The sequence below is a fragment of the Bradyrhizobium sp. 61 genome, from assembly GCF_023073075.1.
GTDB classification, from domain to species: domain Bacteria; phylum Pseudomonadota; class Alphaproteobacteria; order Rhizobiales; family Xanthobacteraceae; genus Bradyrhizobium; species Bradyrhizobium barranii.
Genome location: NZ_JADPIU010000028.1, coordinates 26,136 through 49,970, shown reverse-complemented (window position 1 = coordinate 49,970; position 23,835 = coordinate 26,136). Strand labels below are relative to the sequence as shown.

The window sequence follows — 23,835 nt, the reverse complement described above, 5'->3', positions numbered from 1 at the left end:
CATGGCGCTGGTCGAAGTCAAAGGCGTATCCAAGCGTTTTGGCGGATTGACCGCAGTCTCCGACGTCGACCTCACGGTCAACGCCGGCGAGGTCCACTGCCTGATCGGACCCAATGGCGCCGGCAAGAGCACATTGTTCAAGCTGATCGTGGGTCTCTACCCGCCGAGCCAGGGCAGCATCCTGTTCGATACCGTCGACATCACCAAGGAGCGTCCCTACGCACGCGTGCAGCGGGGCATGAGCATCAAGATGCAGGCTCCGAGCGTGTTCAAGGAGCTGCCGGTTCGGCAAAACATCCAGACTGCGCTCCAGGAACGACTGTCCGGCGCGGAACGCATCGCCGAGGAGGATCGCCTGCTGACTCTGCTCAACCTGGGGCCGGACAGCGATAAGCTCGCGGGTGCGCTGTCGCATGGCCAGCAGCAATGGCTCGAGATCGGGATGGCGCTGGCGCTGAAGCCGCAGCTCCTGCTGCTGGACGAGCCGACTGCCGGCATGTCGCCGGAGGAAACCTTCAAGACCGGCGAGCTGATCAAGTCGTTCAATGCAGAGGGCATGACGGTCCTTGTCGTCGAGCATGACATGACCTTCGTGCGCCAGGTCGCCCAGCGCGTCACGGTGCTGCATCTCGGCAAGATTTTCGCACGCGGCGATCTCGAGAGCATTTTGCAGGACGCGAAAGTCGCGGAAATTTATCTCGGTAAGACGCATGCTCACTGAACCCAAGCCCACTGACCGGATTCTGGACGTATCGGAATTATGGGCGGGATACGGTGCGACGCCGATTCTGCAGGGCGTCACCATGTCGGTCTCCCGCGGCGAGATTGTCGGCGTGATCGGCCGTAACGGTGTCGGCAAGTCGACTCTGATGCGGTGCCTGATCGGTTTGCTGCAAACCTGGCGTGGCACGATCAGCTTCATGGAGCAGGACGTAACAAAGCTCGAAGCCGACGCGCGGGCAAGGGCGGGCTTCGGCTACATCCCGCAGGGACGCGATGTCTTTCCGCAGATGACCGTTGAGGAAAACCTGCAGGTCGGCGAGTTGATCGGCGGTCCCGGCGGCAAGAAGCTGCCTGAACTCGTCTATGAGTATTTTCCGCGACTGAAGGAACGCCGGCGGCAGGCCGCAGGCACGATGTCGGGCGGCGAGCAGCAACAGCTCGCCATAGGCCGCGCGCTGATCGGCAATCCGTCCTTGATGATCCTGGACGAGCCGTCCGAGGGTATCCAGCCCTCGATCGTCCAGCACATCTGCGAGGCGCTGAGATCGTTCCGGAACGAGCTCGGGACCACCATCATCTTCGTCGAGCAGAACCTCGACACGATCCTGGCAATCGCCGAGCGTTGTTACATCATGGAGAAGGGCAAGATCGCGCAGTCGCTGGCGGGTGGCGAGGTTAACGAGGACAATGTCCGCGAGCAGCTCCTGCTCTGAACGGCCGCATGGCATGTTTTCAAGTCGTCAATAGGGAGGGAATGGACATGGATCTGGGACTCAAGGGAGCAAAGGTTCTCGTCACCGGCAGCACCAAGGGGATCGGCAGGGCGATCGCCGACACATTCGCGGCGGAAGGCGCGGATGTCGGCATCTGCGCGCGCAACCAAGCCGACGTCGATAGCGCAGTCGCCGCGATCAAGGCGAAGGGCGTCGCTGCCTTTGGTAGTTCGGTCGATGTCTCCAACGGCCCGGCGCTCAAGGCCTGGGTCGAGGACATGGCCTCGAAGCTTGGCGGCATCGACGTCGTGGTCGCCAATGTCAGTGCGCTGTCGATCGGACAGGACGAGGAGAGCTGGGAGAAGGAATTCTCCACCGACATGATGGGCACCGTGCGGCTGGTCAATGCGGCAATGCCGTATCTCGAGAAGAGCAAGGCCGCGGCGATCGTGACCATTGCCAGCGTTTCAGGGCGGGAGGTTGACTTCGCGAGCGGCCCCTACGGCACGTTCAAGGCCGCGATCATCCACTATACGCAAGGTCTCGCCTTCCAGCTTGCCAGCAAAGGCATCCGCGCCAATTCGGTGTCGCCGGGCAACACCTATTTCGAGGGCGGTGTCTGGAATCAGATCAAGGACGGCAATCCCGAGCTGTACAAGACCGCGCTGGCGCTGAATCCGACCGGCCGCATGGGCACGCCGCAGGAAATGGCGAACGGTGCGGTGTTCCTTGCCAGCAAGGCAGCGAGTTTCATCACGGGGACCAACCTCGTGGTCGACGGTGCCCTCACGCGCGGGGTGCAGTTCTAGGCGCTCCCTGAGTAGCGCAGTCACGAGACCGGGCCGTCTGCGGCGCCGGTGGGCGAAGCCGTTTCCGACAACAGCAGGGCTGTCAGATGTCAGCAGATCCAATTCACTACAAGTCGATCATCGAAATCTCCGAGCTGTTCCGCCGCGGCGAGCTTCTACCTTCGAAAGTGACCGAGGTGATGCTGGGCCGGATCGCGAAGCTCGATCAGAAGTTTCACGGCTACGCGCTCGTCCTCGCCGAGCGGGCCATGGCGCAGGCGAAGCGCTGTGACGCCGAGCTTGCCAAGGGCATCTGGCGCGGGCCGCTGCACGGCGTGCCGATCGGATTGAAGGATCTCTGCTACACCACTTTCGCGCCGACCGCTGGAGGTACCACGATCCACGCTAGGTTCGTCCCCTCCTTCAACGCGACGATCGTGGACCGGCTCGAACACGCCGGCGCCGTCACGCTCGGCAAGCTAAAAATGACCGAGGGCGCCTATACGAGCCATCATCCCGACGACCAGGCGCCGCTCAATCCCTGGGGGACCGACTACTGGGTCGGCTCCTCCTCAAGCGGATCGGGCGTGGCCACTTCGGCGGGACTTTGCTTTGGCTCGATCGGCAGCGACACCGGCGGCTCGATCCGGTTTCCGTCGGCGACGTGCGGGCTGACCGGGATCAAGCCGACCTGGGGACGTGTGAGCCGTCACGGCGTCTTCCCGCTGGCTGACTCTCTCGACCATGTCGGGCCGATGTGCCGGAGCGCAGCCGATGCCGCGGCCATGCTCGGCGTCATCGCGGGCGCAGACGTCAATGATCCGACCGCCCTTCAGGCGCCGGTGCCGAACTATCTGGCGGGGATCGGTGACGGCGTGCGGGGCTTACGGATCGGCGTGGACCGCAGCTACACGCAGGACGGGATCGATCCGCAGGTGGTCGCCGCCTTGCTCGAAGCGGAGCGTACGCTTGCGGACCTCGGCGCCGATATTCGTGAGGTCAAGTTCCCAGCTTACGAGAAGCTCGTGAGCATGTGGATTCCGATGTGCTCCATCGAGACCGCAGAGGCGCATCTCGAGACTTATCCGTCGCGGAAGTCGGAATACGGTCCCGATCTGGCGCAGCTGATCGAGCAGGGCAGATTGATCAGCGGCGTCGAGATCGCTCAGATCCATCATGAGCGGTTGAAGTTCTGCGGCAGCCTCGCGGCGCTGTTCGGCGATATTGACCTGCTCCTGATTCCCACCATGCCCGTTCCGATCCCAACGCTGACCAAGATGGGCGAATACGGCGCCGATCCGAACGTGCTGCTCAGCATCCTGCGCTTCACGGCGGTATTCGACTTCTCGGGCAGCCCGACCATCACGCTACCGAACGGCATGGCGGCGGACGGGTTGCCTCTCAGCATGCAGCTCGTCGGCCCGCATCTGTCCGAAGATACGCTTGCCCGCGCCGGGTATGCTTTCCAGTCAGTGACGGATTGGCATACGCGACGCGCCCTTGGCGAATGAAGATCTTCGGAATTCTAGGATGCCTATCCGAAAATCAATCATGGGTCGAGTTCAGAGAGGGGAGACGCTGAGCACGTCGAAACGAAAATTCGTCAGCGGAACTGATGGCCACGACCCTCGGCACGGTGTTCGAGTGGTACGACTTCGATCTGGCTCCAGCCGGTGAGCAGCCCGCGCCACCGGACGCGAGTGCTCCGCAACGTAGACGACGGCACCGCCATATTCGCCGCCGCATCGTCGGTCGGGCTGGCGCTCTCCATCGCGGTCATCATCGGGAGGCAGAACGTCATGAGCGAGGCTGATTTCAAGGCCTGGGGATAGCGCGCTCCCCATTTGATGATCGGGTGCTTGCCGCCAGGACGCGAATGGAGCGCGTCGTGAAGCCTTGGTCCGTTCCTGATGTTGAACAGATCCGCGCTGGCATGGCCGGCTGTACTGACGTTCGCAACCGCACAAATCGAGATAGGGCCAGGGCTAGATCCGGCCCCGCGACGTGATCCGCCATTGACAGGTCGACGGAGATGATAGAATTATAACAGTATAAGTTGCAAAAATAACAATATGTCACCATCGTACCAGCGTCTTGCGGGGCGACGGGAGGAAAGTTTGGAACTGTCCGGTTCGGTTGCAGCAGAACCTCGGTCGTCGACCTCGCTTGTGATGGTCAGTGGCATCAACAAGCGCTTCGGCGGCGTGCGAGCGCTGCGTGACGTCAACCTCGAGGTTCGCGCCGGCGAGGTCCATGCGCTACTGGGCGAGAACGGCGCGGGAAAATCTACCCTGATCAAGATTCTCAGCGGTGTTCATGCCCTCGACAGCGGCACGATCGAGATCGCCGGCAGGCCGGTGGAATTCGACAGCCCGGCGAAGTCGCGCGAGGCGGGGATCGCTGTCGTTTATCAGGATCTCAGCCTCGTCGAATCCTTGAGCGTTGCGGACAATCTGTTGCTCGGCCGTGAGCCGCGTGCGCGTTTCGGCTTCGTCCGGCAGCGCGCGCTGATGGCCAGGGCCGAGGCGTTCCTGAACGCGCTCGGCATTCCCCTGGATGCGAGTGCGGCTGTCGGCTCGCTGCCTTTCGCCTATCGCCAGATGACGGAGATCGCCAAGGCGTTGATGGGCGAGGTTCGGCTTCTGATCCTCGACGAGCCGACCTCCTCGCTGACATCGGATGAGGTCCAGATTCTGTTCGATGCGATCGGGAAGGCGACGCGCCGCGGAGTCGGCGTGATCTATGTGACCCATCGGCTCAACGAGGTGTTCGAGATCTCGCAGCGCGTCACGGTGCTGCGCGATGGCGCTAACGCGGGCACGTTTGTCACAGCCGAGACCGACATGAAGCGGCTGGTGAACGCGATCGTCGGAACCGATCGATCGGCACCCACGGGCCCGCGCACCGAACCTGTCGCGAAGCGTGAATTGGATCCGTCGCCGGTTCTGTCGCTGTCCGACGTGTCCAACGACCGGCTTCGCGCCGTCGATCTGTCCGTGCTGAAGGGCGAGATCCACGGCCTCGCCGGATTGATCGGCAGCGGCCGCACGGAGATTTTGGAGACAGTGTTTGGCCTCCGGCCGCTCGAGAGCGGCGCAATCGAGATCGAGGGCCGGGGATGGCTGCCGAGAGGGCCTGCCGATGCGATCGAGCAGGGCATCGCGCTGGTGCCGGAAGACCGGCATGTGCAGGGTCTGGTCCTGGACCATTCGATCGAGCGAAACGTCACCTTGCCGCGAATTCCCCATTTCTCGCGCTGGGGCTGGATGCAGCAACGCGCCGCCGCCAGGCGTGCGGAAATCGCGGTCGCCAGGCTTTCGGTGAAAGCGCCGGGCGCGTTCAGCCTGGTCAGGACGCTCTCCGGCGGCAACCAGCAAAAGGTCGTGTTCGGAAAATGGAATGATCCGCGGCCGCGCGTGCTGCTCCTGGATGAACCGACGGTCGGCGTCGACGTGGGCGCACGCGAGGAAATCTATGCCGTGATCCGGAATGCCGTCCGCGACGGCAGCGGGGTCCTGGTCGTCTCGTCCGATCTCGTCGAATTGATCGAGCTCTGCGACCGCATCTCCGTGATCGTCAACGGGCGTGTGGTTCGTACGCTGTCGCGCGGCAAGATCGATGATGCGGAAGAGCTGCATCATCTCCTCCAGATGTACCAGGCCTCCGGGCCGGGCCACTTGCAAGAGCTTCCCGCATGACCGAACTGACTGCTCACAACGTGGTCGCCTCGTCGACCCGATCTGATCGCCGCCGCAAGATTGTCCAGAATTTGCTGCGGGGCGAGCGGCCGTACATGCTGTACATCGCCTTCGTGATCCTGCTGGTCGTGTTCAGCCTGTCTTCGCCCTGGTTTCTCTCGGTCGACAATTTCCTGAACATCGGGCGCCAGACCACGCTGGTGTCGATCATCGCGGTCGGCATGACCTTCATCATCATCGCGCGTCAGATCGATCTGTCGGTTGCCTCGACATTGGCGCTGTCAGGCATGGCGGCTGCTCTCGCGATGAGCCAGATCAACAACAGCTGGATCGTGGGTGCCGTGGCCGGGCTCGGCACCGGCGCGCTGGTCGGGCTGCTCAATGGCATCCTGACCACGCACCTATCGATCCCGTCGTTCCTGGTGACGCTGGGCTCACTGAGCATGGCGCGGGGACTGGCGATGATGGTGACCAACACAAAGCCGGTGATCATCACCAACGAGACCTATTTCGCGATCTTTGGCGAAGGCACGTTCCTCGGCATACCGGTTCCGATCGCCTGGACTATGGCGGCGATGATTATCGGCATCCTGCTGTTGCACTATAATGTGTTCGGCCGGCGCATCTATGCGGTCGGCGGCAATCCAACCGCGGCGCTCTATTCCGGCATCAACACCAAACGGATCACGACTGCGGCCTTTGTCCTGACCGGCACGCTGGCGGGATTGGCGGCGCTGGTGCTGTCGGCGCGTTCACATGCCGCGCGGCCAGATGTCGTGCAGGGCATGGAACTCGACGTCATCGCCGCGGTGATCCTCGGTGGCTGCAGCCTGTTCGGCGGGCGCGGCTACATCCTGGGGACGCTGTTCGGCAGCTTGATCATTGGCACGCTCAACAACGGCCTTGTTCTGCTCGGCGTGAGCTCGCCGATGCAGCTCGTGATCAAGGGGGCGATCATCGTTGCCGCGGTTGCTTTCACGAAACGCTAGTCGAGGTCAGGCGCGGCGCATGAACAACAAGTTCATTGCGCTGCGCGGGTAGGGGCAAGGTCGCTGGCCCTCCGGTGAATCGGCGACCAAAAAATGGAGGAAACAATGAAGCCAATCTTGCGACAAACCTTGCCTTTGACTGCGTTGGTGGCCGCTGCCGCCCTCTCGATGATCCCGTCGGCTCGCGCCGAAGTGCCCGCGACCTGCGTCAAGGGTGTCGATCTCGCGAAGCTCGGGCCGAAGTCGATCGTCGGCCAGGGACCCCACGGCGAAAAGGCGGCTTCCCCCGAGGTGCTCGCGCTGTCGGAAGCCGACGCCGCCAAGATCAAGGAGAAGAACTTCAAGGTCGGCATCTCCATGCAGACGGTCAACCTCGACTGGTCGCAGCTCCAGATCCAGGGCATCACCGATACGCTGAAGAAGTACGGCGTGACGGTGACGGGCGTCGCGTCCGCCGAATATCAGGTGGACAAGCAGATCGCCGATATCGAGAACACGATCCAGCAGCACCCGGACGGCATCATTTCGATTCCGGTCGATTTCACCGCGACCGCGCCGACCTACAAGAAGATCGCCAAAGCCGGCATCAAGCTCGTGCTGATGGACAGCATCCCGACTGGTCTGAAGCATCCCGAGGAATATGCGACGATGGTCTCGGCCGATAGCCAGGGCAATGGCCAGATCGCGGCACAGATCCTGGCATCCTGCGTGGCGCAGGGCGGCACCATCGGTCTCGTCAATTTCGGCGTCGACTATTTCAGCACCAACGAGCGTACCAAGGGCGTGCGGGAGTGGATGAAAGCAAACCGCCCTGACATCAAGATGAAGCAGGTCGACTTCACCGATCCGCCGAAGGTCTCGCAGATCGCGGGCGACTTCCTGACCGGCAATCCCGACGTCAAGGGACTGTACGCGGTGTGGGATCAACCGGCGCTCGACACGCTGAGCTCGATGCGGGCTCAGGGCATCGATATTCCCATGACGACGGTCGACCTCGGTCTGCAATCGGCGATCGAGATTGCCAAGGGCGGGCCGCTGAAGGCGACCGGCTCGCAGCGTCCCTACGACCAGGGCGTCGCCGAGGCGATGGCGATGATGAACGCGCTGTTGGGTAAGGAAACGCCTGGCTGGATCGGTGTGCAGTCGCTGCCGGTGACGCAGTCGAATGTGCTGGAGTCCTACAAGACCGTATTCAAGAAGGACCCGCCGGCCGAGCTGACGGATGCCTGCAAAAAGGCGAAGCCCGCCTGCAACTAGCCCGAAACAGCGATGCGCGATCCACCGAGACCGCGCATCGCTCAGCAAGCCTGATCCGGGCGAACCAGCCCCCGTCCGGATCAGGCCGTGCTGGTGACGTATTCGACGGGAAGGCTGCGGAAGTGCTTGCGCGTGTCTGCCGACACGGAGCCACCGACGATGATCCGCGAGAATGAGCTGACGTCGGAGAAGAACGCCGGCTTGAGGCTGCCGAGCTTGCTGGCGTCGACCACGAGGATGCTCTCCATCGCGGTAGCGATGACGGCCTGCTTGATGGCGACTTCGTGAAAATTCGAGCAGCTGGCGCCGCGGGTCCAGTGCAGGCCGCCGGCCGAGATGAAAGCCTTGTTGACCCCGAGCCGCCGCAGGTAGGACAGGCCGTCGTCCGACGAGAACGACTGCGACGACGGATGGTAGAGCCCGCCCATCAACATCACCTGCGTCGCTGGCCGGTGGGTGACGATCGAGGCGACGTTCAGCGAATAGCAGATCACCGAAAGAGGCATGTCCTCAGGCAGGCAATCCGCCAGCGACTGCATCGTGGTGCCGCAATCGATAAAGATGGTGTCACCTTCCTTGATCGAGGCGGCTGCGGATCGGCAGGCGAGGCGCTTGTCCTGTGTGTGCTGGTCGATTTCCTGTTCGAATGTGTACTTGATCCCGGTCGGCGACGCCGCGTTGACGACGTAGCCGCCGAGCAGGGCGAGCGCCACCTCGGGCCCGGCAAGGTCGCGCCTGACCGTCATCTCCGACACCTTCAGCAGCTCTGCGGCGTCCTTCAGATGCAGTGCGCCGCTCGTCTCGACGGCGCGTCGCAGCCGTTGCAGTCGTTGGACGCGGGTCTCGCTGGGGCGTGCGGTCGGTGTTTCAGTCATTTTCGTCACCGAGCTTGCTTATCCGGTTGACAATGATCTTACAATGATGTGAGTTTAGCAACGTCAATCTGTTACAATAATAACATTTGGCCCGAAAGGCGTTTCGCTGTCGGCGACGGGAGCAGCAGAAGCGCCGGCGGCCAAGGGATGGGAGGATCGCATGTTGCAATCGGCACATTCAGTCTATCTGCCGTTTCAGCCGATTCGCTAGCATTGCGCGGAGTACCGATGGCGCAGGGCGTCTTGATATCAAATCCATCCGCGGTGCCGGCGCAGCCCCATGCGCGGGATCACAATCATCCGCATCCGATCGCGCGCAACAGCGGCCGCGCGCTCGAGATGGACTGGGTCGATGATATCCGGATCAATCTGTCCGCCGCCGAGCGCCGCGTTGCGAGCCTGCCGGGCCGGCGCACCGTCAAGAAGGACGCGCAGGCGGCGTGGTTGCTCAAGGCGATCACCTGCATCGACCTGACGACACTCAACGGCGACGATACGGCCGAACGGGTGAAGCGCCTCTGTGCCAAGGCGAGGGCCCCGATACGAAGAGACCTCCTCGAGGCACTCGGCTTTGCCGGGCGCGGGCTGCACACGGGCGCGATCTGCGTCTATCACCGCTTCGTCGCAACCGCGGTCGAAGCGCTCGATGGGCATGACATCCCGGTCGCTGCGGTTTCGACTGGATTTCCGGCAGGCCTCGTGCCTCACGATCTGAAACTCAAGGAGATCGAGGCGTCCGTCAGGGACGGTGCGCAGGAGATCGACATCGTCATCACGCGTGAGCATGTGCTGACCGGAGATTGGCGCGCTCTCTACGCCGAGGTCCGGGATTTCCGCGCAGCCTGCGGCGATGCGCATCTGAAGACGATCCTCGCAACCGGCGACCTCAAAACGCTGCGCAACGTCGCCAAGGCGTCGATGGTCTGCATGATGGCCGGCGCTGACTTCATCAAGACCTCCACCGGCAAGGAAGGCGTCAATGCCACGCTGCCGGTGACGCTGGCGATGCTGCGCATGATCAGGGTCTATGAGGAGCGGACCGGCTTCAAGATAGGCTTCAAGCCGGCCGGCGGAATCTCGACGGCGAAGGATGTGCTCAACTACCAGTTCCTGATGAAGGAGGAGTTGGGGCGCGATTGGCTCGAGCCGGATCTGTTCCGCGTCGGCGCCTCGAGCCTGCTCGCCGACATCGAGCGCCAGCTCGAGCATCACGTCACCGGCCGCTACTCGGCCTTCAACCGTCATCCCGTGGGCTGAGCATGAGTATCGCACATTACTTTGAGACCATGGATTATGGTCCCGCTCCCGAGGCGGACGGCGAGGCGCGCGCCTGGCTGAAGCGGCACGACGCGACGTTTGGGCATTTCATTGCCGGTAAATTCGTCGCGCCGGCTTCGGGCAAGCATCTGGCGACGATCGAGCCAGCCACCGGAAAGACGCTGGCCAAGATCGCGCAAGGCATCGCAGCGGATGTCGAGGCTGCAGTCGGCGCCGCGCGATCGGCGCAGTCGTCATGGGCAAAGCTCGGTGGTCACGGTCGTGCCCGTCATCTCTATGCGCTGGCGCGCATGCTGCAACGTCATGCTCGTCTGTTCGCGGTATTGGAAGCGATCGACAATGGCAAGCCGATCAGGGAAACCCGCGATCTCGACGTGCCGCTCGCCGCGCGCCACTTCCTGTATCACGCCGGCTGGGCACAATTGCAGGACCGCGAATTCGCCGACCATGTCCCGGTCGGTGTGATCGGCCAGATCATCCCCTGGAACTTTCCGCTGCTGATGCTGGCCTGGAAGATCGCGCCCGCGCTGGCGACCGGCAACACGGTGGTGCTGAAACCGGCAGAGTTCACGTCACTCACCGCGCTGCTGTTCGCCGAGCTCGCGGCGGAAGCCGGCCTGCCGCCCGGCGTGTTGAATGTGGTGACGGGTGATGGCGCCGCCGGCGCGTTGCTCGTCGAAAATCCCGGTATCGACAAGATCGCCTTCACCGGATCGACCGAGGTCGGGCGATTGATCCGTCAGTCGACCGCAGGCAGCGGCAAGTCGCTGACGCTCGAGCTCGGCGGCAAGTCGCCGTTCATCGTGTTCGACGACGCCGACATCGACGGCGCCGTGGAAGGCGTGGTCGATGCGATCTGGTTCAACCAGGGCCAGGTCTGTTGTGCCGGATCGCGGCTTCTGCTGCAGGAAGGGATCGCAGAGACATTCCGCAAGCGCCTCATCCGCCGCATGGAGACGCTGCGCGTGGGTCCGCCGCTCGACAAGGCGATCGACATGGGCGCGGTGGTCGCACCGGTGCAGCTCGAGCGGATCAAGGCGCTGGTCGAAACCGGCGTCAAGGAGGGCGCTGAGAAGTATCAGGCGCCGGGGCCGATCCCCGCTGAGGGATGCTTCTATCCCCCCACCTTGCTTTGGAACGTACATCCGTCATCGACCGTGGCGATCGAGGAGATCTTTGGCCCGGTGCTGGTCGCGATGACGTTCCGCACGCCGGACGAGGCGGTGATGCTCGCCAACAACACGCGCTATGGCCTTGCCGCCAGCGTGTGGAGCGAGACCATCGGGCTGGCGCTCGATATCGCGCCGAAGCTTCAGGCCGGCGTGGTCTGGGTCAATGCGACCAATTTGTTCGATGCCTGCGTCGGCTTCGGCGGCTATCGGGAGTCCGGCTTCGGTCGCGAGGGCGGCCGGGAAGGTCTCTACGAATATCTCAAGCCGAAAGCCTGGAGCGGGCGGAAGGCGCGGGCGAAGGTGCCGCCGCCATCGCCGGCGGCTTCTAACGAAGGCGCCGGATTTGGCACGCCGTCGATCGACCGAACCGCCAAGCTGTTCGTCGGCGGCAAGCAGGTTCGTCCCGACGGAAATTATTCGCGCGCGGTGCTGTCGCCGAAGGGGAAGCACCTCGGCGAAGCCGGCGAGGGCAATCGCAAGGATATCCGTAACGCGGTGGCCGCTGCGCGCTCGGCCGAGGGGTGGGCGCGGGCGACGACGCATAATCGCGCCCAAATCCTCTACTACCTTGCCGAGAATCTGTCCGCGCGTGGCGACGAGTTCGCCCGGCGCATCGGTGATATGACCGGCGTTTCGCCCGCCAAGGCGCGCGCGGAGGTCGAGGCGAGTATCGAACGGCTGTTCAGCTATGGGGCCTGGGCCGACAAATACGAGGGGACGATCCATGCACCGCCGTTGCGCGGCGTGGCGCTTGCCATGCACGAGCCGATCGGCGTGGTCGGGGTGGCCTGTCCGGACGAGGCCCCGTTGCTGGGCTTCATCAGCCTGGTGGCACCGTTGATTGCGATGGGCAACCGCGTCGTCGCCGTCCCAAGCGAGCGGCATCCGCTTGCAGCGACCGATTTTTATCAGGTGCTGGAGACGTCGGATGTGCCGGCAGGCGTCGTCAATATCGTCACCGGCGAGCGCGATGCGCTCGCAAAGGTCCTTGCCGAGCATGACGACGTCGATGCGCTCTGGGTGTTCGGCTCGCAGGAGGCCTCGACTGCTGCGGAGCGGCTGTCGATCGGCAACCTCAAGCGCACGCTGGTCGACCACGGGCTGGCGCTCGATTGGTACGACCGGGTGGCGAGCGAGGGGCCGATCCTGCTCCGCCACGCGGTGCAGGTGAAGAACATCTGGATTCCCTATGGGGACTAAAGACGTCACCTTGCGGTGATACGGGTTGGCATCCGGACCATCAGAGTTCGGGCGATTTTGAAGACAAGGGAGGGACGCAACATGCTCAAGGGCATCAATCCACTGCTCAATGCCGACGTGCTCTATGCCTTGCGCGCAATGGGGCACGGAGATCGCCTCGTGGTGTGCGACACCAATTTTCCTGCCGACTCCATCGCGCGCCAGACCGTGTTCGGCGAGCTGCTTCGCATCGACAACGTCAGTACGGCAAAGGCGATCGAAGCCATTCTCTCGGTGCTGCCGCTCGATACGTTCGTCGACGATGCCGCAATCCGCATGGAGATTGTTGGCCAGCCCCAGGAGGTGCCGCCGGTGCAGCGCGAGGTGCAGGCCGCGATCGACCGCGCCGAGGGACGCTCCTGGCCGCTGGTCGGGGTCGAGCGCCATGCCTTCTATGAAAAGGCCAAGACGGCCTACTGCGTGATCGCCACGGGAGAGCGGCGCTTCTACGGCTGCTTCCTGTTTTCCAAGGGCGTCATCGCGCCGGACGGAGAGTGACGACCATGAGCAAGACTGGCGTCGCAGTGCTCGGCATCTTCGTCGTCGATCTGGCCTTCCGGGCCGGCAACATGCCCGCGATCGGTGAAACGATCGCCGGCTCGGGATTTGCCATGGGACCAGGCGGCAAGGGGTCGAACCAGGCCGTGGCCGCTGCGCGCGCAGGCGCAGACGTGACCTTCATCTCCCGGATCGGCCGCGACGCCTTCGGTGATCTTGCCATCAAGACGTGGGAAACCGAGGGCATTCGACCGCGCGTCGCCAGGACTTCGGAGGCGCCGACCGGCGCCGCCTTCATCTATGTCCACGAGACACGCGGCGACAACGCCATCATCGTGGTGAGCGGAGCGGCCGACGGTCTCAGCCCCAGCGACGTCGATGCGGCGGCGGATGCGATCCGCACCAGCCGCGTCTTTGTGACCCAGCTCGAGCAACCGGTCGCGGCCGCGCAGCGCGGGCTCGAGATCGCGCGCGCTGCGGGCAGCATCACCGTGTTCAACCCGGCGCCTGCGGTCAAATTCGACGATGGCCTGTTCGCCTTGTGCGACTACGTCGTTCCCAATGAGACCGAGGCGGAAGCGCTGACGGGGATCGCGGTGAGCGATCTTGCCGGCGCCCGCCGCGCCGGCGAAGCGTTGCTGGCCAAGGGAGCGGGCACCGCGCTGATCACGCTCGGCGAACGCGGGGCGCTGTTTCACGGGCGAGATCGCTCGCTACACGTGCCCCCGTTCGCCGCCGGCAAGGTGGTCGAAACCGCGGGCGCGGGCGATGCATTCGTGGGCGGCTTCGCTGCAGCGCTTGCGGGCGGCGCAGATCCCCTGGAAGCGGCGCGCTTCGGTTCCGCTACGGCGGGGATTTCCGTGACGCGCGCGGGGACTGCGCCTGCCATGCCGCGGCGCGCTGAGATTGAAGCCCTGTTGAAGGGATGATCTGCTCATGATGCGGAACGATCCGATCAAGCATGTCTTCATCTGGCCGGCGGTGCTCGTCGTGCTGGCGATCTCGATCTTTCCGCTGATTTATTCGTTGACCACGAGCTTCCTCAGCTATCGCCTGATTCCGCCGATCCCGCCGCGGGTCGTGTGGCTCGGCAATTATGCTACGCTCCTGCAAGAGCCGCGCTTCTGGAATGCGATCTTCACGACGACGCTGATCGCGTTCATTGCCGTCGGGTTGCAATACGTGATCGGGTTTGGCGTTGCGCTCGCGCTGAACGCGCGCGTTCCGGGCGAACGGCTATTTCGCGTGGCCTTGCTGTTGCCCATGCTTCTGGCCCCGGTCGCCGTCGCGCTTGTTGCTCGCATGATCTTCAATCCGACCATGGGGCCGCTCAACCAGTTCCTTTCCATGTTCGGCATGGCGAACCTGCCGTTCCTCACCAACGGTCATTGGGCGCTCGCCTGCATCATCGCTGTTGAGATCTGGCAGTGGACCCCGTTCATCATCCTGATGATGCTGGCTGGCCTGCAAACGCTCCCCGAAGATGTCTACGAGGCGGCCGAGCTCGAGAACGCCAGCGCCTGGCAACAGTTCTGGGGCATCACCTTTCCGATGATGCTGCCGATCTCCGCCGCGGTCGTCTTCATCCGCCTGATCGAGAGCTACAAGATCATGGACACCGTATTCGTGATGACGGGCGGCGGACCGGGTGTGGACACCGAGACCCTGACCTTGTTCGCCTATCAGGAGGGTTTCAAGAAGTTCAATCTCGGCTACACGTCGGCGCTCAGCTTCCTGTTCCTGATCGCCATCACGATCATTGGCGTCACTTATCTGGCGCTGCTGCGGCCGCATCTGGAGAAGCACCGATGAGTGGGCAGGGCCTTACTGGACTGTCGCGCTGGAGCCGCCGCCTGGTCGCGGCCGGTGTCTTCGCATGGTGCCTGATCACGGCGTTTCCGCTCTATTGGGTGGTCGTGACGGCGTTCAAGACCCCGCCGGGCGTGGTCGGCGGCCCGACCTATATTCCGTTCGTCGATTTCACGCCGACCCTGCAGCCCTTCATTGATCTTTATCAGGGTATCCGTGGCGAGTTCTTCCGGACCTTTTTGAACTCGACAATCGTTGGCTTGTCGGCGGCGGCGATCGCGACTGCCGTCGGCGCAATGGCGGCCTATGCGCTGGTGCGGTTCGAATTCAGGGTGCGCTTCGGCGCCGGTCTGATCTTCTTCCTGCTCGCGCTCGGCGGCTATCTGCTGTTCAACAATTCGCTCGGCTTCACCCGCGCGCAGGCGCTGCTGCTGGCGTTCCCGATCGCGCTTGTCGCTTCAATCCTGTCCAACCGCCTGCCGCTGCCGGGGCCGATCCTCGGCAATGAAGACATCCTGTTCTGGTTCGTCAGCCAGCGCATGTTTCCGCCGATCGTCACGGCTTTCGCGCTGTATCTCCTCTACAGCGAAATCGGCCGGCTCGGCTTCCAGCTCATCGACAGCTATGTCGGCCTGACGCTGTGCTACGTCGCGTTCTCGCTGCCGATCGTGGTCTGGCTGATGCGCGACTTTTTCGAGGCCATTCCCATCGAGGTCGAAGAAGCCGCGATGGTCGACAACGTGCCAAGTTGGCGCATCTTCCTCGGCATCGTGGTGCCAATGTCGATGAACGGACTGCTGGCGACTTTCATGATCACGCTCGCCTTCGTCTGGAACGAGTTCCTGTTCGCGCTGTTCCTGACCAATTCCAGATGGCAGACGCTGCCGATCCTGGTGGCGGGACAGAACAGCCAGCGCGGCGACGAATGGTGGGCGATCTCGGCCGCGGCGCTCGTCGCCATCATTCCGATGATGATCATGGCAGGTCTGCTCAGCCGCATGATGCGGTCGGGCCTGCTGCTCGGAGCAATCAAATAGCAAAAACCTATGTAGGGAGGACTGGACGATGTTGCGACGGACGTTTCTGATGCTGACCACCTCGCTCGCGCTGGCTTGCACCGCGAGCCAGGCGAACGCTGCTTGTAGCCCGGATTACTCCGGCGTCACCCTGACTGTGGCGTCGCAGACCGGACCGTATATCGCCTCCGCGCTCAAGCTCGGCGCGGACGAATGGACCAAGAAGACCTGCGGCAAGGTCAATGTGGTCGAGTTCCCCTGGTCGGAGCTCTACCCGAAGATCGTTACATCGCTTACCGGATCGGACGCGGCGTTCGATCTGGTCAGCTTTGCGCCGGCCTGGCTGCCCGACTTCGTCACCTATCTCAGCGAGATGCCGAAAGAGATGCAGTCCGGCAAGGATTGGGACGATGTCGAGCCGGCCTACCGTGAGCGCCTGATGGTGTGGGAAGGCAAGATCTATTCGCAATCGATGGACGGCGACGTTCACACCTACACCTATCGCACCGACCTGTTCAGCGACCCCAAGGAGAAGGACGCCTTCAAGGCCAAGTACGGCTACGACCTGGCGCCGCCAAAGACCTGGAAGCAATATCTCGACATCGCGGAGTTCTTTCAGCGCCCCGACAAGGGACTCTGGGGCACGGCGGAGGCCTTCCGTCGCGGTGGCCAGCAATTCTGGTTCTTCTTCAGCCACGCGGCGGCCTATACCAACAATCCAAACTATCCGGGCGCGATGTTCTTCGACCCCGAAACGATGGATGCCCAGATCAACAATCCGGGCTGGGTGAAGGGATTGGAGGAATATATTCGCGCTTCCAAGCTTGGCCCGCCCAATGCGCTGAACTTTTCGTTCGGCGAGGTCAATGCCGCCGTGGCCGGCGGCCAGGTGGCCGAGTCGATCGGTTGGGGCGACACCGGCGTGATCGCCGCCGACCCCAAGCAATCGAAGATTTCCGGCAAGGTGGGCTCTGCAGTGCTGCCCGGCTCTGACGAGATATGGAACGCCAAAACCAAGAAGTGGGACAAGTTTCCGTCAGTGCTGCCGGCACCCTTCATGGCATTCGGAGGCTGGCAGATTGCCGTGCCAAAGGTGGGCAAGAACCAGCAGGCGGCCTGGGATTTCGTCAAGACGCTGACAAGCCCTGAAGTCTCCGGCAAGGCCGCGATTACCGGTGGCACGGGTGTCAACCCTTACCGCAAGTCGCACACCACGAATCTGGAGTTGTGGAGCAAGATCTTCTCGCCGACGGAAGCCAAGGAATATCTCGGCGCCCAGGCCGACTCCATTAACGGCAAGAACGTTGCGCTCGACATGCGTTTGCCCGGCTATTTCTCCTACACCGAGGTTGTGGAGATTGAGCTTGGCAAGGCGCTGGCCGGCCAGACCACGCCGCAGGCCGCGCTGGACGCGGTCGCGAAGGAATGGAATCGCCTGACCGATGAGTTCGGCCGCGCGAAGCAGCTCGCCGCCTATCGCGCGGCGATGGGCCTCTCACCGAAGAACTAGCTTCCCGCGGAGACTGCCCCGGATGATGCGTGAGCATCATCCGGGCTTTGTTGGCCGTCGATATAGGGGACGGAAAAAGGAATCCATGGCGCACGTCGAGATCGAGAACGTCAGCAAGGCATATGGGCCCTACAAGATCATCGAGGGGCTCAATCTGAGTGTGGCCGACGAGGAGTTTGTCGTGCTTGTCGGACCGTCCGGCTGCGGCAAGACCACGACGTTGCGCATGATAGCGGGACTGGAGACGGTCACCAGCGGAACCATTCATATCGGTAATCGCGATGTGACGCAGCTGCGCCCAGGCTTGCGTAATTGCGCGATGGTGTTCCAGAACTATGCGCTCTATCCGCATATGACTGTTGGTGAGAATATCGGCTACGGCATGAAGGCGCGGGGCGAGTCGCGCGCCAATATCGCGAAAGCCGTCGAGGACGTGGCGCGGGTTCTCGACCTCGAGCAATACGTGGACCGTCGGCCCAAGCAGCTTTCCGGTGGGCAGCGTCAGCGCGTGGCGATCGGCCGTGCCATCGTGCGCAGCCCGGACGTGTTTCTGTTCGACGAGCCATTGTCAAACCTCGACGCCAAACTCCGCATCGAGATGCGGACCGAGATCAAGGCTTTGCATCGCCGTCTCGCCAAGACGATCGTTTATGTCACACACGATCAGGTCGAAGCTATGACCATGGCCGATCGGGTCGTGGTGATGAATCGCGGCCGCATCGAGCAGGCGGCTGATCCGATCACGATCTATGAGAAACCAAGCAATCTCTTCGTCGCGGGCTTCATGGGCGCGCCCAGCATGAATTTCATCCACGGGGAGATTGCCGCTCGCGACGGTGCACTGATCTTCACCGAACCCTCGGGTACGACGTTGAGATTGCCGAAATCCCGAGAGGCGGCCTATGCAGGGAGCATCGGCAAGCCGGTTGTGCTCGGCGTGCGGCCCGACCACGTGCTGCGGCAAGATGCGCCATCGGGCTCCTCCGTCCGCATGATGGTGAAAGACGTGGAGCCGCTCGGGCCGCATACTCTCGTGATTGGAACCGTCGGCGCATTTCCATTCACGGCGCAGATGCAAGTCGGTGTTTCTGCAGCGCCGGATTGCCCAATAGATGTCGCCATCGATCTGGAGCGAACGCACCTTTTCGACAAGGTTTCCGGAGCGGCCGTTTCATAGGCGGCGGTCCTCTGGCGGTGCAGGTCATCCCTAATCTTTACTTCCAGCGTGCGCATGCCTCATCGCGGTCACTTGCGCTGCGGCGAGCTCGCACGTGATGCGGGCGACGTTGCCCCCTTCTTCGCAAACTTTGCTCGTCCGGTATTGGTGTCGAGCAGAGTCTGCGAAGAGAGATTAAGCGATTTCAGATGGTTACATGCCAATATTCATTACCTCGCGGGTAATGGAAGGGCTGAAATCCGCATGCTAGGTTTTCGAGCATGAACGCACATGCATCCACGGCACAGGCCGAACGCAGCCAGCCCGTCCATATCGGCGACCATTTGCGCGAATGGCGGCAACGCCGCCGCATGAGCCAGCTCGATCTGGCGGGCGAGGCCGAGATTTCCGCGCGGCATTTGAGCTTCGTCGAGACCGGCCGCGCTGCGCCCTCGCGCGACATGGTGCTCAGGCTCGCCGAACGTCTCGAGGTACCCTTGCGCGAACGCAACGTGCTGCTGGTCGCGGCCGGCTATGCGCCGGCGTTTCCGCAGCGCCCGCTGGAGGATCCCGCCTTGAAATCAGCTCGCCAGGCGATCGACCTCGTTCTCAGGGCGCATGAGCCCAATCCGGCGCTGGCCTATGACCGGCACTGGAATCTGGTTTCCGCCAACCGCATGGTGGCGCCGCTGCTCGAAGGCATCCCGCAGCGGCTGCTTGGTCAGCCCTTCAACGTGCTGCGGCTCGCGTTTCACCCTGAAGCGCTGGCGCCGCGCACGGTCAATCTCGCGGAGTGGTGCGGGCACCTGCTGGAGCGGCTACACCGGCAATGCGAGGCGACGGCCGATCCTGAGCTGATCAAGCTCTATAACGACCTCAAGAGCTATCCCATCCCGGCGCGCTCGGGGCCGCTGTCGAGCGATAATGTCGCGATTCCCTTCAAGCTGCGCCATGGCGGAGAGATACTAAGTTTCTTCTCCACCACCATGGTGTTCGGCACACCTGTCGACATCACGCTGTCGGAGCTGGCGCTGGAGACGTTCTTCCCGGCGGACGAGCGCACCGCCGAGCGGCTCAAGCAGATGGCAGCAGCTATGACCTAGCGCCCTTGCCTCGGGGCGGGTTCTGCTTATCTTGGGACAAACCCGCATCGCCCGAAGGAGGCGCTATGAGCACGTTGAAACCGCTCCAGATCGATGTCGTCTCCGACGTGGTGTGCCCCTGGTGCTATATCGGCAAGCACCGGATCGAGAGCGCGCTCGCGCTCGTTCCCGACGTTCCCGTCAAACTCAATTTCCGTCCCTTTTTCCTCAATCCGTGGGTGCCGCGCGAGGGCATCAGCCGCGAGGACTATCTCACCACCAAGTTCGGGTCGGTCGAAGCCTATAAGGGCATTGCCGGCCGCGTCGTCGCAGCCGCGGGCGAGGAGGGCCTTGTCTACAAGCCCGATCTGGTCGCGCGCCAGCCCAACACCACCGACTGTCACCGCCTGATCCTCTGGGCCGAGGCGATCGGCAAGGCGCCCGAGATGAAGCAGCGGCTGATGGAGCTGTATTTCCGCGACGGCGGCGACCTCACTGACGTGAACGTGCTGGTGCAGGCGGCCGCCGATGTCGGCCTCGATGCCGACGACGTGCGCAAGCGCCTCGCCACCGACGAGGACGTCGCGCGCGTGTCGGCCGATGCGCAGGAGGCCGCCGAGAAGGGTATCTCCGGCGTGCCGACCTACGTGTTCGCGCAAAAATATGCCGTGTCCGGCGCGCAGGATCCGAACCTGCTCGCCCGCGCCATCCGCGAGGTCTCGGCGGAGATCAACGCGCAGGCGGCAGAGTAGCTTTCGCTTATTTGCGGAGCAGACGCACCACGCGTCGCGCGCCGTCGTGCGCGACGTTGAGGCCAACCAGCGCCGAGTGAATGAGCGCGACGACAGGATCGTGACGCCGCAGCGGAATCAGCACGTCGCCGATGGCAAAGCGCCCGCGCCAGATCGGGTTGATCATGGGGTGGTCGGCGCTCGCCGTGGAGTCCGCGCTGGCGATGGCCGGATCGGCGCAGAGATGCCGCGTGAGGTCGAGCGTGAGCTGCACGCCCGGCGAATATCTTGCAAAGCGTTCGTCGATACCGAGCTTGAAGAAGAAGGCGCGGTCCTGGTGGCGCAGCACGATACCGGCTGCCACCGGCGTCGTGCCGGCGCGCAGCGTGACGACCTCGCACTGCGCGGTCTCCGCCAGCGCGGGAACAGCGCGGCGAATGAAAGTCGCATCGCCCGCATGCTGGATCAGCGCGGTGCCGCGCTTGCCTTTCCAGCCACTGGCCTCGAGTTGCAGGAATGTTTCGAGCGCCGGCCCGATCTCGTCGGGCTTGCGCGCGACCGCGAAGGCGACGGGCCCGTGCTCTTCGAGGCGATGGCGCTGGCGACGCAGCTCCTTGAGCTTTTTGGCGCCGAGCGCGCCATGCAACAGCGCTTCACCATCCTGCGTCGCGTCGAGGCTGGCGCGGATGTAGGAGGAGAGGATACGCGGCTTCAGGCCGTCGCGATTGAGAACCTCCTTGAGCGAACTCATCGCCGCGCCGTCGAGCGCAACGTCGTTCAGCACGAGCGCATGCGCTCCCACCTCGCGCGCCTGCTGCAACAGGCGCGTGGCCGCTTCGATCGGCGCATCGCGGTCGATCAGCGGGCTGCACAGGGTGCCATAGGGATGCGCGCTCACCAGCGCGGGCAGGGGGATCTTCCAGGCGCGCCAGAGCGAGACCACCGGCATCAGCCCGATCAGCCGCGCCGACGAGCCGTCGTAGGCGGGCAGCGCCGAGGCGTCGGTGCGGCCGCGTGCGGTCTCGCTCACGGCGAGCTCCCAGCCCGGCAGGTAATAGCCGTTCGGCTCGATCACGCGCTGGGCGAGCGCGCGCCATTGGCTGGGATCGATGGACGTGAGGGGGACGAGCGCGCGCGTTGCCGCGGCAGCCCTTGCCGATGCCGGATTGATCGCTGCCTGATGCGCGATATCGACCACGTCCCGTCGTTCCCCGTTCAGAAGGTCATGCTTAGCGCAAAGATTGGAAAATTCCGTTGGGACGCCGCTTCAATTCGAATGGTAATATTAACGTCTCATTGAGCATTCGGGCCGCCGCGGCGTGCCATGATGGAAGCTCTCGACCTGGAGGATCACAATGATCGCCACACCTTTCACGCCGATGGCGTCGCTCCTTGGTGGCGCGTTAATCGGCCTGTCCGCCGTGCTCCTGATGTGGGCAACGGGACGGATCGCCGGTGTCAGCGGCATCGCGGCGCGGCTGTTTCCGCCTTACGAGGACCGCGAGTTCGCCGGCCGGCTCGCTTTCGTCGCCGGCCTCGTCGCCGCGCCCATCCTGGTGCGCATCGTCAGCGGAAACCTGCCGGTGCAAACGATCGCGGCGGGAACGCCGGTGCTGATCGTCGCCGGATTGCTCACGGGCTTCGGCGCGGTCTGGGGCAGCGGCTGCACGTCCGGCCATGGCGTCTGTGGCCTCTCGCGGCTGTCGCTGCGATCGCTGGTCGCGACCATCACCTTCATGTCGGCGGGCATCGCCACTGTCTACGTGATGCGGCACTGGGGCTGACGACGATGACAATCCTCATTCAATTCGCGATCGGCCTCGTCTTCGGTATCGGGCTCATCGTCTCCGGCATGTCGAATCCGGCCAAGGTGCTGAACTTTTTGGACGTCGCCGGCATTCCCGCCGGAACGTGGGATGCGAGCCTCGCTTTCGTGATGGCAGGTGCGGTCGCGGTAACCTTCATCGGATTCAGCCGTGTCTTGAAACTCGCGCGACCGTTGTTCGCGGACCGCTTTTACCTTCCGACGCGAAAGGACATCGATCCGAGAATTGTCGCCGGTCCTGCCATCTTCGGAATCGGATGGGGGCTCGCCGGCTTTTGTCCGGGCCCTGCGCTCACCGCGCTCGGATTCGGCTCGGCGTCCGCTTTCATCTTCGTCGCCGCGATGTTTGCCGGCATGGTGCTCGCCCGCTTCATCGCGCAGCTCCCGTCGTCAACGCGCTTCGTCGCGCCGGCCGATCCGCTCGAAACCTGACATGGACAGGACCGGGCGAGTGGATCTCGTCCGGTCCTGCCCTGTGACAGCTTCAGTGACTACCAGCGGTCCCCGCCGACACCGACGCCCACGCTGACGCCGGGCGCTCGAATGCCGACGCCACCGCGCGGACCATCGTCCCAGTCGCGATAGGTGCGGCGCTCGTAATAGCGATCGCGCGGCATGGCGTTATAGGAGTCGCGCACGATCACGCGCGAGCCGCCACGGGTGCGATAGCAATTGCCAGCGTCATCGCAGACAAGCCGGACTTCCTGGACGAGCTCAGGGTTGGCGTATTCGCTGGTCGTGTAGATGTCGGCGGCCTTCGCGCCGCTCGCCGCAGCGAGGGCGCCGACGCCAGCCAGTAGTGCGATCGTGAATGTCCTCATCGTGTCCTCCTCCGAAACTGCCCTCGGGGGTAACAAGAAGGGGAGGCGGTGATCGTTCCGGGTCGAACTACAGGTTTTTCCCGGAACCGGAGCGCGTGTCGGCGTGATTTGTTCCTAGATCGGCTCGTAGGTTTCCGTCCCGCAGATGTCGTCCGCTTCCGCGCGGCGGCGATCGACCACGTTTCCCCCTGAGATCGTCACGATGTAAATCTGGGTGCCGAGCGTGGAGCCGGTGGCGGAGGTGAGCTGCGCGCGGACGCAGGCGGTCCAGCCCGGTCCCCGCACCTCCCGATGGGGCGGCGCGACGTGCACCTCGCGCGGATAGGACGTGTTGAGGAAGACCACGTTGATCTGCTCGCGGACCACGCGTTTGACGTCAGGGGGCGCTTCGGGGGGCGGCTGCTCGGCTTCCTTCAGGCGCATGAACTCGGGCACCGGCGCGCGGCTGTCGGCGAAGCCGCAAGAACCGAGTGCGAGGGCGCTGGCCAGCAGCGCCGCATGAGCAACAATCCGCAACATCCGTGAAGGTCCCCTGCGGGCCAACAGATAGGCAGGAATGCGATCCGGCAAAGTCCCGGCCGATCAAGATTTGCTGAAATCCCGGCCCCCCGGCATTTGCTATTACGGGATTGCAGGCTAATTTGTGCCCCAGACG

At 63.5% G+C, this 23,835-nt stretch carries 24 protein-coding genes; 20 read left to right on the top strand and 4 right to left on the bottom strand.

Features of this window, described 5'->3' with window-relative positions; translation table 11 throughout:
- Window position 1: 1 nt before the first annotated feature.
- The 8 genes from IVB46_RS09930 (at window position 2) to IVB46_RS09900 (ending at window position 8,168) form a co-directional block, all read left to right on the top strand.
- Window positions 2–721: an ABC transporter ATP-binding protein gene (locus IVB46_RS09930; protein ID WP_247309280.1), complete on the top strand. Its 720-nt coding sequence runs from the start codon at window positions 2–4 to the stop codon at window positions 719–721.
- Complete coding sequence (locus IVB46_RS09925; protein WP_135214633.1) at window positions 711–1,436, top strand: ABC transporter ATP-binding protein; 726 nt, start codon at window positions 711–713, stop codon at window positions 1,434–1,436. The genes IVB46_RS09930 and IVB46_RS09925 overlap by 11 nt, the downstream gene beginning before the upstream one ends.
- A 47-nt stretch (window positions 1,437–1,483) precedes the next feature.
- A complete protein-coding gene (locus IVB46_RS09920) occupies window positions 1,484–2,245 on the top strand; it encodes an SDR family NAD(P)-dependent oxidoreductase (RefSeq protein WP_208070601.1) in 762 nt (253 codons plus the stop codon).
- A gap of 86 nt (window positions 2,246–2,331) precedes the next feature.
- Window positions 2,332–3,735 (top strand): amidase, encoded by a 1,404-nt coding sequence (locus IVB46_RS09915; protein ID WP_247309281.1) that lies wholly within the window; start codon window positions 2,332–2,334, stop codon window positions 3,733–3,735.
- 189 nt (window positions 3,736–3,924) lie between these two features.
- Complete coding sequence (locus tag IVB46_RS44855) at window positions 3,925–4,056, top strand: hypothetical protein (protein ID WP_256468556.1); 132 nt, start codon at window positions 3,925–3,927, stop codon at window positions 4,054–4,056.
- A 285-nt stretch (window positions 4,057–4,341) separates the two neighbouring features.
- Window positions 4,342–5,922, top strand: a complete 1,581-nt coding sequence (locus IVB46_RS09910) for a sugar ABC transporter ATP-binding protein (protein ID WP_247309283.1) — start codon at window positions 4,342–4,344, stop codon at window positions 5,920–5,922.
- A complete protein-coding gene (locus tag IVB46_RS09905; protein WP_247309285.1) occupies window positions 5,919–6,911 on the top strand; it encodes an ABC transporter permease in 993 nt (330 codons plus the stop codon). Before IVB46_RS09910 ends, IVB46_RS09905 begins: the two co-directional genes overlap by 4 nt.
- Before the next feature lie 105 nt (window positions 6,912–7,016).
- Window positions 7,017–8,168 carry a substrate-binding domain-containing protein gene (locus tag IVB46_RS09900; RefSeq protein WP_166342549.1) on the top strand — a complete coding sequence of 384 codons (1,152 nt, stop codon included), beginning with the start codon at window positions 7,017–7,019 and terminating at the stop codon, window positions 8,166–8,168.
- An 80-nt stretch (window positions 8,169–8,248) separates the two neighbouring features.
- On the opposite strand, the gene IVB46_RS09895 is transcribed toward IVB46_RS09900, so the two are convergent.
- A complete protein-coding gene (locus IVB46_RS09895; RefSeq protein WP_166342548.1) occupies window positions 8,249–9,043 on the bottom strand; it encodes a DeoR/GlpR family DNA-binding transcription regulator in 795 nt (264 codons plus the stop codon).
- Between the two features lie 339 nt (window positions 9,044–9,382).
- On the opposite strand from IVB46_RS09895, the gene deoC reads away from it, so the two are divergent.
- From deoC to IVB46_RS09845, 10 genes are all read left to right on the top strand, one after another.
- Window positions 9,383–10,300, top strand: coding sequence for a deoxyribose-phosphate aldolase (gene deoC, locus IVB46_RS09890; RefSeq protein WP_223154031.1), 918 nt, complete (start codon window positions 9,383–9,385; stop codon window positions 10,298–10,300).
- A gap of 2 nt (window positions 10,301–10,302) precedes the next feature.
- Window positions 10,303–12,693: an aldehyde dehydrogenase family protein gene (locus tag IVB46_RS09885; RefSeq protein ID WP_247309289.1), complete on the top strand. Its 2,391-nt coding sequence runs from the start codon at window positions 10,303–10,305 to the stop codon at window positions 12,691–12,693.
- An 81-nt stretch (window positions 12,694–12,774) separates the two neighbouring features.
- A complete protein-coding gene (locus tag IVB46_RS09880) occupies window positions 12,775–13,230 on the top strand; it encodes an RbsD/FucU family protein (protein WP_014494077.1) in 456 nt (151 codons plus the stop codon).
- A gap of 5 nt (window positions 13,231–13,235) precedes the next feature.
- Window positions 13,236–14,159: a ribokinase gene (gene rbsK / locus IVB46_RS09875; RefSeq protein ID WP_247309291.1), complete on the top strand. Its 924-nt coding sequence runs from the start codon at window positions 13,236–13,238 to the stop codon at window positions 14,157–14,159.
- 7 nt (window positions 14,160–14,166) lie between these two features.
- The gene (locus IVB46_RS09870; protein ID WP_247309293.1) at window positions 14,167–15,042 is read left to right on the top strand and encodes a sugar ABC transporter permease; all 876 of its coding nucleotides are present in this window, start codon (window positions 14,167–14,169) and stop codon (window positions 15,040–15,042) included.
- Entirely contained in the window at window positions 15,039–16,076 is a 1,038-nt protein-coding gene (locus IVB46_RS09865) for a carbohydrate ABC transporter permease (RefSeq protein WP_135214641.1), read from the top strand. The genes IVB46_RS09870 and IVB46_RS09865 overlap by 4 nt, the downstream gene beginning before the upstream one ends.
- A 49-nt stretch (window positions 16,077–16,125) precedes the next feature.
- Window positions 16,126–17,565 carry an extracellular solute-binding protein gene (locus IVB46_RS09860; RefSeq protein WP_346016125.1) on the top strand — a complete coding sequence of 480 codons (1,440 nt, stop codon included), beginning with the start codon at window positions 16,126–16,128 and terminating at the stop codon, window positions 17,563–17,565.
- An 85-nt stretch (window positions 17,566–17,650) separates the two neighbouring features.
- Window positions 17,651–18,742 carry a sn-glycerol-3-phosphate ABC transporter ATP-binding protein UgpC gene (gene ugpC / locus IVB46_RS09855; RefSeq protein ID WP_247309297.1) on the top strand — a complete coding sequence of 364 codons (1,092 nt, stop codon included), beginning with the start codon at window positions 17,651–17,653 and terminating at the stop codon, window positions 18,740–18,742.
- Between the two features lie 260 nt (window positions 18,743–19,002).
- A complete protein-coding gene (locus tag IVB46_RS09850) occupies window positions 19,003–19,824 on the top strand; it encodes a helix-turn-helix transcriptional regulator (RefSeq protein WP_085404264.1) in 822 nt (273 codons plus the stop codon).
- Window positions 19,825–19,889: 65 nt separating this feature from the next.
- The gene (locus IVB46_RS09845; protein ID WP_247309299.1) at window positions 19,890–20,555 is read left to right on the top strand and encodes a DsbA family oxidoreductase; all 666 of its coding nucleotides are present in this window, start codon (window positions 19,890–19,892) and stop codon (window positions 20,553–20,555) included.
- A 7-nt stretch (window positions 20,556–20,562) separates the two neighbouring features.
- Here IVB46_RS09845 and IVB46_RS09840 read toward each other — a convergent pair whose 3' ends face one another.
- Window positions 20,563–21,732: a GNAT family N-acetyltransferase gene (locus IVB46_RS09840; RefSeq protein ID WP_247309300.1), complete on the bottom strand. Its 1,170-nt coding sequence runs from the start codon at window positions 21,730–21,732 to the stop codon at window positions 20,563–20,565.
- 157 nt (window positions 21,733–21,889) lie between these two features.
- Here IVB46_RS09840 and IVB46_RS09835 point away from each other — a divergent pair, with 157 nt between their 5' ends.
- Both IVB46_RS09835 and IVB46_RS09830 read left to right on the top strand, forming a co-directional pair.
- Complete coding sequence (locus IVB46_RS09835) at window positions 21,890–22,318, top strand: YeeE/YedE family protein (RefSeq protein ID WP_247309301.1); 429 nt, start codon at window positions 21,890–21,892, stop codon at window positions 22,316–22,318.
- Between the two features lie 5 nt (window positions 22,319–22,323).
- The gene (locus IVB46_RS09830; protein WP_135214647.1) at window positions 22,324–22,791 is read left to right on the top strand and encodes a DUF6691 family protein; all 468 of its coding nucleotides are present in this window, start codon (window positions 22,324–22,326) and stop codon (window positions 22,789–22,791) included.
- Between the two features lie 59 nt (window positions 22,792–22,850).
- Here IVB46_RS09830 and IVB46_RS09825 read toward each other — a convergent pair whose 3' ends face one another.
- On the bottom strand, window positions 22,851–23,180 hold the full coding sequence (locus IVB46_RS09825) for a hypothetical protein (RefSeq protein WP_028152664.1): 330 nt from the start codon (window positions 23,178–23,180) through the stop codon (window positions 22,851–22,853).
- A 114-nt stretch (window positions 23,181–23,294) separates the two neighbouring features.
- Window positions 23,295–23,699, bottom strand: a complete 405-nt coding sequence (locus IVB46_RS09820) for a hypothetical protein (protein ID WP_247309302.1) — start codon at window positions 23,697–23,699, stop codon at window positions 23,295–23,297.
- Window positions 23,700–23,835 lie beyond the last annotated feature (136 nt).